Genomic DNA, 8,812 nt, shown 5'->3' with positions numbered 1-8,812 from the left:
GAACCCGGAAGCTAAGCCTTTCAGCGCCGATGGTACTGCAGGGGGGACCCTGTGGGAGAGTAGGACACCGCCGAACAATTTTTAGCCTCAACCCCTGGACTCTGTCCGGGGGTTGAGGCATTTTTGCGTTCTAAACTGGGCCCATGCGCTACGACCTGGTCATCTTCGACAACGACGGTGTGCTCGTGGACAGCGAGCCGATTTCCAACACACTGCTGGCCGCCTATCTGACGGAACTTGGGCACCCCACCACGTACGAGGAATCCGTGCGGGACTACATGGGGTCCGCCATGCACCGCATTCACGACCTGGTCGAGGAACGCGGTGGGCAGCGGCTGCCCGCGGACTTCGACGAGACGTTCCACGCCCGGGTCTTCGCCGCGTTCCAGGAGCGGCTGGAGGGCGTCCCCGGAGCCGGGAAGGTCGTCGAGCTGCTCGCGCGGAGCGGGGTGCCGTACTGCGTGGCGTCCTCCGGGAGCCATGAGCGGATCAGGGTGGGACACCGTAAGACCGGGCTCGACGCCTGGTTCCGGGACGAGATCGTCTTCAGCGCCGAGGACGTGGGCCGTGGCAAGCCGGCGCCCGACCTCTTCCTCCACGCCGCCGCGCGGATGGGGGTGGAGCCGCAGCGGTGCGTGGTCGTCGAGGACAGCGCGCTCGGGGTGCGGGCGGCGGTGGCGGCAGGGATGGACGTCTACGGGTTCACCGCGATGACTCCCGCGGAGAAGCTCGACGGGGCCACCGGGTACTTCGGCGCGATGGACGAACTGCCGGTGATATTGGGTCTGTGATCCATCTACCCAGCGGTAGTTTCCGGCCGTACGCTGTGCCGCCATGACGGATGCGCGGTTGCGGCGTGGGCGGGGATCCCTGGCGGTCAGTTTCTTCGTACAGGGGGTCACCTTTGCCCTGCTCGTGACCCGAATACCGGCGATCCAGGACCGGTACGGGATCTCCGACGGGCTGCTGCCGGCCTTCCTGGCGGCCGTGCCGATCCTGGCCGGGGTGGCGAGCGTGGTGACCGAGAAGGTCGTCGCGCGGGTCGGGCCCGCCGTGGTGCTGCGCTGGGCACAGCCCTTCGTACTGCTCGCGCTCCTGGCCGTGGGCATGGGCTCCGAGCTGTGGCACGCGGCGGTCGCGCTGGGGCTGTTCGGGCTCGCCGTGGGCGCCCTCGACGCCTCCATGAACATGCTGGGGGTGAGCCTCCAGCGGGCGTACGGGCGGAGCATCATGCTCGGATTCCACGCCTCGTACAGCCTCGGGGGCATCGCGGGGGCCTCGCTGGCCTGGGTGGGGGCGCACTGGCACCTGTCGTTGTTCGTGTCGTACCTGCCGGTGGTGGCCGTTCTGCTGCCCGTCGTGATCGTCGGGAGCCGGTGGTACGCGGCCGGTGGGGAAGGGCCGGTCGAGGAGCCGACGGCGGCGGGGGAGAAGGGGAGCGGGGTTCCTCTCCGGTTGCTGCTGCCGCTGTGTCTGGTGATGACCTTCGCGTACATAGGGGACTCGACGGTCTCCAACTGGAGTGCCAAGTACCTCCAGGACGTGCTCGGCGGTTCGGAGGAGCTGGCGACCGTGCCGTACAACGCGTACATGGTGACGACGCTGCTCGGCCGGACCGTCGGGGACTTCGGGGTGCGGCGGCTGGGGGCGGTGGCCGTCGTGCGGGGCGGTGCGGTGCTCGCGGCGGTCGGCTTCGGTCTGGTGGCGGTGTCGCCGGGGGCCTGGGCGGGGATCGCCGGGTTCACGGTGCTCGGGCTCGGGCTGAGCGTGCTGGTGCCGCAGACGTTCGCGGCGGCCGGGCGGCTCTTCCCGGGGAACAGCGACGCGGCGGTGGCCCGGCTCAACGTCTTCAACTACGTCGGGTTCCTGATCGGTTCGCCGCTGGTGGGCGCCCTCGGGGACGCGTGGAGCTACCGGTGGGCGATGTTCGTGCCGATGCTGCTCGTCCTGGTGACGGTGGTGTACGCCACGTCGTTCGGGGCGCGCGGGGCCCGATACGGTGGCGGGCATGAGCAGCCGCGCACTGTTGATGTGGGATGAAGCTGTCACGCGGTACGACTTCGGGTCCGAGCACCCGATGGACCCGGTCCGGCTCGCGCTGACGATGTCGCTGGTGCGGGCCTTCGGGCTCGACCGGGCGGTGGACGTGGTGGCCGCGAAGCCCGCGGGGGACTCGACGCTGCGGCTCGTGCACCGCGAGGACTACGTGGCGGCGGTGCGGGCCGCGTCGCTGGAGCCGCGCCGGGCCGACCAGGCGTACGGGCTCGGCACGGTCGACGATCCGGCGTTCGCCGGGATGCACGAGGTGGCGGCGCTGATCGCCGGGCAGTCGGTGGGGGCGGCGGAGGCCCTGTGGCGGGGCGAGGCCGCGCACGCGGTGAACTTCGCCGGCGGACTGCACCACGCGATGCCGGGGGCGGCCTCGGGCTTCTGCATCTACAACGACGCCTCCCTGGCGATCGCCCGGCTGCTCGAACTGGGCGCGGAGCGGGTGGCGTACGTGGATGTGGACGTGCACCACGGAGACGGGGTGCAGGCGGCGTTCTGGGAGGACCCCCGGGTGCTGACCGTGTCGTTGCACGAGCACCCGCGGACCCTTTTCCCGCAGACGGGGTGGCCGGAGGAGACGGGCGCGGACGGGCCCGGTGAGGGCGGTGCGGTGAATGTGGCGCTGCCCGCCGGGACGGGGGACGCGGGATGGGTGCGGGCCTTCCACGCGGTCGTGCCGGAGCTGTTGGCGGAGTTCCGGCCGCAGGTCCTCGTCACGCAGCACGGGGCGGACACGCACTTCGAGGACCCGCTGGCACACCTGGCGGTGTCGCTCGACGCGCAGCGGGCGGTGCAGGAGGCGTGCCACGAGCTGGCGCACGAGTACGCCGAGGGGCGCTGGCTGGCGCTGGGCGGCGGCGGGTACGCGGTGGTGGACGTCGTACCCCGGTCGTGGACGCATCTGGTGGGGATCGCCGCGCACGCTCCGGTGGACCCGGCGTCGGTGATCCCGGGGTCCTGGCGGGACGAGGTGTACGCGCGGACCCGCCAGCCGGGTCCCGCGCGGATGACGGACGGGCGGTGGCCGGTGGGCTTCCGGGAGTGGGCGGCGGGATACGACCCGGCGGACCGGCTCGACCAGGCGGTGCTCGCGACCCGCAAGGCGGCTTTCCCCTTGCGGGGGCTGCTGGCCTGAGAGGTCGCAGGGAAGCCCGCGTCCCGACTTCCGCGCGGGCGTTCAGGTGGGTCGGCCGGGGGAGTGCAGGAACGTTCTGGCGGGTGTTACGCCGACAGTGCGGTGTGCGGGGGAATCCGGGGTCCCGGACCCGCGTGTTCCGGGAGCATCGTGGGGGTGTGGGGTACCGGGGCGCTGCGGGCGCATCTGTTGGCGGCGGGGTTGGCGGGCACGGTGGCGACCTCGCGGGAGGCGAACCTGCGGAGTTACCGGCTCTTCGCGGCGCGTGATCCGAGGGTGCTGCTGGGGCTGGATCCCGTCCGGGGGTGGGACGAGGCGGAACTGCTGCGGCTGATGGCCGACAAGTGCGGGGTGTCGGGTGATCCGGCGCACCGGTCTGGGCCGGACGCGATCGATCCGGAGCGGACCCTCCAGGCGCTCGACGCGTTCGCCGCGCGGCTGGGAGAGGCGGCGGCGCGGAGGGTTCCGGTGCTCCTCGGGACGGGTCATCCGCATCGTCTGCTCGGTTTCTACGTCGCTCTCGCAGACGCGTTGTCGGCGGCGGGATGTCTTGTCCTCACCCCGGCGCAGGGGAGATGTGTCGACATAACGACCCGGTTCGGCGTACGCACGCACCTTCTCGACTACGTCCGGGGGGTCGCGCTGGTGCGAGAACCGGGGCCGTCGGGGGGAGGGCGTGTGCCGGGGGCGCATTCCCACTCGCCGCTGCCGGTTCGGGTCGCGCTGGAGGGCGCCGCCGAGGTCGGGGGGCCGCTGCCCGAGCTCGTGGTGGGGGACCACGGCTGGGTCTGCGGTGCAGGTCAGCTGGGTATCGAGGCCATCGGTCTGGCCGATACGGATGATCCCGCGCTGTTCGTCGGTGAGGCGGAGGGGCAGGTGTCGGTGGTCGTTCCGCTTGACGACGGGGTGCGCTCCGACCACTACCGCCCGCTCACACGCTATGTACTCAATCGAGCGTGTCTGTCACGGTAAACGGTCGATGGCAGCTCCTCTTCCCCACTCGTACCACCCGCCCCTAGTCTGGAGCGTGAGCGCTTGGCGACGAAGAGTCACCGGAGGGGAAGCCGGTGGGCGTCGCGGCGGAAGGTACAGGTGGGTCATGGCTGCTGGCGATCGACCTCTCAACGAGGTCAAGTTTCTGACCGTGGCGGAAGTAGCCTCGGTGATGCGCGTCTCCAAGATGACCGTGTACCGCTTGGTGCACAGCGGTCATCTGCCGGCGATCCGGGTGGGCAGGTCCTTCCGGGTGCCGGAACAGGCGGTGCACGAGTACCTGCGGGAGTCCTTCGTGGGGGTGGGGACCGCGTAGCGCGAGCGCGGCGACAACGCCGGGAAAGCTCCGTATGTCCCTCGGATTACAAGCGCGGTGCTCGGGACGGTAGGCTAGGCCGACGTAGGTCGTGTGGGCCCAGACGCCCCGCACCGATTCTCGCCGGGAGGCGAGGATGTTCCGAGAAGTGAGCGAGGGTAGTCGTGGGCTCTGTTATCAAGAAGCGGCGTAAGCGGATGGCCAAGAAGAAGCACCGCAAGCTGCTCAAGCGCACGCGCGTTCAGCGTCGCAACAAGAAGTAAGCGACCGCTGCACCGCAGCGATCCGTGCGTCAGGCGTGGCCCCTCACCGTTCGCGGTGAGGGGCCACGCCTCATTGCGCGGAAGTCCCGAGGCGCTACCGTGGCGGGCAACGGAAGACCGAGGGAAGGCGCTGATCGTGGGCAGGGTCGTGCTCGTCACCGGTGCTGCCCGGCACCTCGGAGGCCGTTTCGTACGGCGGATCCAGCGGGATCCCGAGGTGGAACGGGTGATCGCGGTGGACGCGGTCGAACCGGCGCACGGCCTCGGTGCGGCCGAGTTCGTGCGCGCGGACATCCGCCTGCCGGAGATCGCCAAGGTCCTCGCCACGCACGACGTCGACACGGTGGTCCATCTGGACGTCACCGGGACGGCGATCGGCGGAGGCGGCCGTACGTCGGTCAAGGAGACCAACGTCATCGGCACCATGCAGCTGCTCGGCGCCTGCCAGAAGTCCCCGAGGGTCGGCCGGCTCGTGATCAAGTCGAGTACCGGCGTCTACGGTGCCGCGCCCCGCGACCCGGCCGTCTTCACCGAGACGACGCCCGCGAAGTCGCTGCCGAGCGGGGGTTTCGCGAAGGACGCCGTCGAGGTCGAGGGGTACGTGCGCGGGTTCGCCCGGCGCCGCCCGGACGTGGCCGTGTGCGTGCTGCGGTTCGCCAACATCCTCGGGCCCCGCATCGACTCCCCGCTCGCCGAGTACCTGGCGCTGCCCGTCCTGCCGACCGTCCTCGGCTACGACCCGAGGCTCCAGTTCGTCCACGAGGACGACGTCGTCGACGTGCTGCGGCTGGCCGCGCACGAGCCGCGCAGGGCCACCCAGAACAGCGGCACGTTCAATGTGGCGGGTGACGGGGTGCTGCTGCTCTCCCAGTGCGCCCGGCGGCTCGGGCGGCCGACCGTGCCGGTGCTGCTGCCCGCGGTCACCTGGGTGGGCACGGCGCTGAGGGCCGTCGGGATCACGGACTTCGCGCCCGAGCAGATCAGGCTCCTCACGCACGGCAGGGTCGTCTCCACGGTCCAGACGCGTGAGGTGTTCGGTTTCTCGCCGCGCCGCACGACCGCCGAGACCTTCGCCGACTTCGTACGGGGGAGGGGGCCGGGGCTGCTGCCGCCGGAGACGGTCGCGAGGGCGGTGGACCGGCTCGCGGACCGGCTCGGGGTGCCGGTGGGGGGCGGAGCGGGCCCGGGGACGTGGGCCGGTGGCCCCGTCGCTGGAGGCCCCGCGGGCGGTGGGTCCGTGACCGGTGGCACCCCGACCGGTGCTTCCTCCGATTCTTCTGGGGCTTCTGGTGTGCCAGGGGCTCCTGTCCCACCCGTTACCCCCGTTACACCTGTTACTCCCCTTCACGACGGCGCCTGAGGAGACCGGACAGCGATGGCGGACGCCAAGGTCATTCCGTTCGACGACGACCGGTCCAGGGCCCGGCGGCGGCCCGGCCGTACGGACGGCGAGTCCGCGGCCGTACGGGCCCTGCCGGGCCCTCAGCAGGCCGCCCAGCGGGCGTCAGGGCCCGGTGACGTCCGGCAGGACGCCGAGGAGACCCCGGCCGGGGGCGCGGCCTCCGGGGGCCCGGAGGCCGACGGCTGGGAGCGGCGGCTCGCGGGCGGGCTGTCCTTCCTGCGGCGGCGGATCACCGGCGACTACGAGGTGGACGAGTTCGGCTACGACGAGGAGCTGACCGACCAGGTCCTGATGTCGCTGCTGCGCCCGTTGTACGAGAAGTACTTCCGGGTCGAGGTGAAGGGTGTCGAGAACATCCCGTCCGAGGGCGGGGCGCTGATCGTCGCCAACCATTCCGGGACCCTGCCGCTGGACGGGCTGATGATGCAGGTCGCCGTCCACGACCACCACCCGGCCGGGCGGCACCTGCGACTGCTCGCCGCGGACCTGGTCTTCGTCCTGCCGGTCGTCAACGAGCTGGCCCGCAAGGCGGGGCACACGCTGGCCTGCGCCGAGGACGCGGAGCGGCTGCTGCGGGCGGGCGAGATCGTGGGTGTGATGCCGGAGGGTTTCAAGGGCATCGGGAAGCCCTTCGGCGAGCGGTACAAGCTCCAGCGGTTCGGCCGGGGCGGCTTCGTCTCGACGGCGCTGCGGGCCGGGGTGCCGATCGTGCCCTGCTCGATCGTCGGGGCCGAGGAGATATACCCGATGGTCGGGAACGCGAAGACGCTGGCGCGGCTGCTGGGCTTCCCGTACTTCCCGCTGACCCCGACCTTCCCCTGGCTGGGGCCGCTCGGGGCGCTGCCGCTGCCGACGAAGTGGACGATCCAGTTCGGTGAGCCGATCCCGACGGAGTCGTACGCGCCGGAGGCGGTGGAGGACCCGATGCTGATGTTCAACCTGACGGATCAGGTGCGGGAGCAGATCCAGCACACGCTCTACAAGTTGCTGGTGCAGCGCCGGTCGGTCTTCTTCTGACGGGCAGATGGACGGATGCGGACAGATGAGCGGATGAACAGGCGGACCGACAGTACGACGAGCTGACCGTGGGACAGGTCGACGGGCCGGTGGGCTGACGGGGGATGGACGAAGGGGCGCCCCCCGTCCGTGGGGGCGCCCCTTCTCCTTGCTAGCGAGCGTCCTCGCTGTCGATGCCGAGGCCCGGTAGCAGGCCCGGCAGGAGTGGCGGAAGGGTCACGTCCGGCACGTCAGGGGTCGCGTGGGCGCCCGGAGGCAGCGTCGACGGGCCGGTCGGAGCGGGCGGCCTGAGCAGCCCTCCCGCACTGCCGCTGAGCAGCCCGTCGTTCTCCGGGGAACCGGTGCCGCCGTCCGTGCTCGGACCGCTGCTCGGGCCGGACGAGTGCGGCGGTGCGGGGTGGCCGCCCGCCGGAGGCGTCTCGTGGGCGGACGGCGGACGGTGGCTGTCCGTGCCCGGGGACTCCTTCGCCGTGTCAGGCCCGCCACCGGGGCTCTGGGAGCCGATGGCACCCTTCTCAGGGGTCCTGGGCAGGACCGACTGGAGCGGCTCGACCTCTTCGTCTATGGCCTCGAAGACGTTCGTCACCTCGCTGCCGACGTCCGTGAGCTGCACGGGGAGCCGGTCGCGGATGCCGTTCCAGGTGTCCCGGTGGGCCTGGGCGAAGGAGTTGAGCCGGGCCATCGGGCCGATCTCGCCGTCCCGGTCGTACGCCTGACGGAGCAGACGGTGTCCCTCCGAGGCGTCGTGCTGCATTCCGCTGAGTACCCGGCGGATCTCGGTGAGGGACTCGTGGTCGAGGTCGCCGGAGCGGCCCCGCTCCATCAGTCTGCGGGCCTCGCTGAGCCGGGTGGACGCCTGGTCGAGGTAGATGCCGCCGCGGTCCGCGTCGTCGTCCGCCATTCCCAGCTTGATGTCCTCCATGCCCCGCTTGAGCCCGTAGAGCGAGTCACCGGGAAGCGCGTCGGAGCTGGCCGCGGCCACTCCGCCGAAGGCGCCCGCGGCCACACCGACCGTGAGGCCGCCCGCGGCGAGCCCCTTGGTCCAGCGGGACCGGGGGCGGAGCTTGCGCAGCGGGGACGCCCGGTGGGCGCCCTTGCCGCTCGAACTCCGCTGCTCCGGCACCGTGGGACCCGCGGCTGCGCTGCCCTCCATGAGCATCGCTTCCATGGCGGCGACGAGCTGGGCTCGCTGCACCACCTTGACCTCGGGGTCCAGCTGTGGTTTCGGCAGTTCGCCGAGACCGCTCGCCAGGGCCAACAGTCGCCCCTGCTCGGCAGGTTCGACCGGGGCCTCGGGCTGCTCGGTCGCAGTGTCCTCGGACGCCCGGTCCTCCAGGGCCTGGGCGAAGGCGTTCGCCCGCCGGTGCGCCGATACGTTCGCGATCACTGGCGGCACCTCCTCTCGTCATGACGGTCGACTCCCCGGGGTGTCCGGAGGGTTGCACACCTTGAGCGCATCCACACGAAAGAGTGAGTGGCCGCGGACATGGCGTGTCCACAGGGAGCCTGCATCCCGCACAACGAGCGGCGCGGCACTTGGGTTACGCGCGAAAGATGATCGGACCAGTGCGTCATCGAGGCGTCACCGACTGTGAGTTGGATGGGGGTCGTGGGGGTGTGGGGGGAGTGGTGGTGCC

9 protein-coding genes and 1 rRNA gene are annotated in these 8,812 nt (G+C 71.3%); 9 read left to right on the top strand and 1 reads right to left on the bottom strand.

The window, feature by feature from the left end; all coding sequences use genetic code 11:
* The 9 genes from rrf to ACFXGN_RS15285 form a co-directional block, all read left to right on the top strand.
* Nucleotides 1-76, top strand: a 5S ribosomal RNA gene (gene rrf / locus ACFXGN_RS15325); the annotation flags it as partial.
* 67 nt (nucleotides 77-143) lie between these two features.
* Nucleotides 144-791 carry an HAD family hydrolase gene (locus ACFXGN_RS15320; RefSeq protein ID WP_384858514.1) on the top strand — a complete coding sequence of 216 codons (648 nt, stop codon included), beginning with the start codon at nucleotides 144-146 and terminating at the stop codon, nucleotides 789-791.
* 43 nt (nucleotides 792-834) lie between these two features.
* A complete protein-coding gene (locus ACFXGN_RS15315; RefSeq protein WP_384858511.1) occupies nucleotides 835-2,040 on the top strand; it encodes an MFS transporter in 1,206 nt (401 codons plus the stop codon).
* Nucleotides 2,009-3,184, top strand: coding sequence for an acetoin utilization protein AcuC (locus ACFXGN_RS15310; RefSeq protein ID WP_384858508.1), 1,176 nt, complete (start codon nucleotides 2,009-2,011; stop codon nucleotides 3,182-3,184). The genes ACFXGN_RS15315 and ACFXGN_RS15310 overlap by 32 nt, the downstream gene beginning before the upstream one ends.
* Before the next feature lie 156 nt (nucleotides 3,185-3,340).
* Nucleotides 3,341-4,156, top strand: a complete 816-nt coding sequence (locus tag ACFXGN_RS15305; RefSeq protein ID WP_384858505.1) for a phosphatase — start codon at nucleotides 3,341-3,343, stop codon at nucleotides 4,154-4,156.
* A 127-nt stretch (nucleotides 4,157-4,283) separates the two neighbouring features.
* Nucleotides 4,284-4,493, top strand: a complete 210-nt coding sequence (locus ACFXGN_RS15300; RefSeq protein WP_030223786.1) for a helix-turn-helix domain-containing protein — start codon at nucleotides 4,284-4,286, stop codon at nucleotides 4,491-4,493.
* Between the two features lie 164 nt (nucleotides 4,494-4,657).
* Nucleotides 4,658-4,756 carry a 30S ribosomal protein bS22 gene (locus tag ACFXGN_RS15295; RefSeq protein ID WP_003948845.1) on the top strand — a complete coding sequence of 33 codons (99 nt, stop codon included), beginning with the start codon at nucleotides 4,658-4,660 and terminating at the stop codon, nucleotides 4,754-4,756.
* Nucleotides 4,757-4,892: 136 nt separating this feature from the next.
* Complete coding sequence (locus ACFXGN_RS15290; RefSeq protein WP_384858503.1) at nucleotides 4,893-6,116, top strand: NAD-dependent epimerase/dehydratase family protein; 1,224 nt, start codon at nucleotides 4,893-4,895, stop codon at nucleotides 6,114-6,116.
* A 15-nt stretch (nucleotides 6,117-6,131) separates the two neighbouring features.
* Nucleotides 6,132-7,175 (top strand): lysophospholipid acyltransferase family protein, encoded by a 1,044-nt coding sequence (locus ACFXGN_RS15285; RefSeq protein ID WP_384858500.1) that lies wholly within the window; start codon nucleotides 6,132-6,134, stop codon nucleotides 7,173-7,175.
* A 151-nt stretch (nucleotides 7,176-7,326) separates the two neighbouring features.
* Here ACFXGN_RS15285 and ACFXGN_RS15280 read toward each other — a convergent pair whose 3' ends face one another.
* On the bottom strand, nucleotides 7,327-8,562 hold the full coding sequence (locus ACFXGN_RS15280) for a DUF5667 domain-containing protein (RefSeq protein ID WP_384858498.1): 1,236 nt from the start codon (nucleotides 8,560-8,562) through the stop codon (nucleotides 7,327-7,329).
* Nucleotides 8,563-8,812 lie beyond the last annotated feature (250 nt).

This window comes from Streptomyces sp. NPDC059247 (genome assembly GCF_042754005.1).
Lineage (GTDB): Bacteria > Actinomycetota > Actinomycetes > Streptomycetales > Streptomycetaceae > Streptomyces.
The sequence above is the reverse complement of the archived record's forward strand: the minus strand, read 5'-3'. Positions and strand labels throughout refer to the sequence as shown.

Excerpts from the sequence above, each read along its gene's own strand:
- ACFXGN_RS15320 (WP_384858514.1), top strand. The coding sequence starts at position 144 with ATGCGCTACGACCTGGTCATCTTCGACAACGACGGTGTGCTCGTGGAC.
- ACFXGN_RS15315 (WP_384858511.1), top strand. The coding sequence starts at position 835 with ATGACGGATGCGCGGTTGCGGCGTGGGCGGGGATCCCTGGCGGTCAGT.
- ACFXGN_RS15310 (WP_384858508.1), top strand. The coding sequence starts at position 2,009 with ATGAGCAGCCGCGCACTGTTGATGTGGGATGAAGCTGTCACGCGGTAC.
- ACFXGN_RS15300 (WP_030223786.1), top strand. The coding sequence starts at position 4,284 with ATGGCTGCTGGCGATCGACCTCTCAACGAGGTCAAGTTTCTGACCGTG.
- ACFXGN_RS15285 (WP_384858500.1), top strand. The coding sequence starts at position 6,132 with ATGGCGGACGCCAAGGTCATTCCGTTCGACGACGACCGGTCCAGGGCC.